At 72.5% G+C, this 898-nt stretch carries 1 protein-coding gene; it reads left to right on the forward strand.

From position 1 onward, the window contains the following. On the forward strand, positions 1-898 hold an 898-nt coding region (locus tag IE178_RS35065; protein WP_193515073.1), incomplete at both ends, for a beta-ketoacyl reductase.

The following is an 898-nucleotide window of genomic DNA, read 5'->3' on the forward strand; positions in this document are numbered from 1 at the left end:
GCCGGTGTGGATGTGCCGGTGGGTGTGCGGTCGGTGGTGTACCGGGTGCTGGGTGTGGTGCAGGAGTGGCTGGCCGGTGAGCGGTTCGCCGGTTCGCGTCTGGTGGTGGTGACGCGGGGTGCGGTTCCGGTGGGTTCGGGCGGTGATCCGGTGCAGGCTCCGGTGTGGGGTCTGGTGCGTGCGGCGCTGGCGGAGAACCCGGGCCGTTTCGCCCTGGCCGACGTCGACGGCGGCACGGGCGCCGGTGTGGACGTGGCCGTGGCGGCCGTGGTCGCCGGTGAGTCGGAGGTGGCGGTACGGGACGGTGCGGTGCTGGTGCCGCGTCTGACCCGCCTGCCGTCGCCTGCGTCGGAGGACGTGCCCGCGCTGGACGCCCCGGGTGCGGTTCTCGTCACTGGTGGTACCGGTGGTCTGGGTGCGGTGGTCGCCCGCTATCTGGTGGCCGAGCGTGGGGTGCGGGACCTGGTCCTGACGTCCCGGCGCGGCCCCGACGCACCCGGCGCCACCGAACTCGCGAACGAACTGCGGGGGATGGGAGCCCGCGTCGACATCGTCGCCTGCGACGTGTCGGACCGGGAGGCGGTTCACACCCTCGTCACGTCACTCGCGACGGACCGTGGTCTGCTGGCGGTCGTGCATGCCGCCGGTGTGGGTGACAACGGGCTGGTGGGTGCGTTGTCGCCGGAGCGGGTGGACGGTGTGCTGGCTCCGAAGGCGGATGCCGCGTGGTGGCTGCACGAGGCCACCCGTGAACTGGATCTGGCGGCGTTCGTGTTGTTCTCGTCGGCCGGTGGTCTGGTGCTGACGGCTGGTCAGGGCAATTACGCCGCGGCGAATGTGTTCCTGGACGCGTTGGCGGCGCGTCGGCGGGCGGAGGGTCTGCCGGCGACGTCGATGG

Source organism: Streptomyces griseoloalbus (assembly GCA_014650015.1).
Classification (GTDB): domain Bacteria; phylum Actinomycetota; class Actinomycetes; order Streptomycetales; family Streptomycetaceae; genus Streptomyces; species Streptomyces griseoloalbus.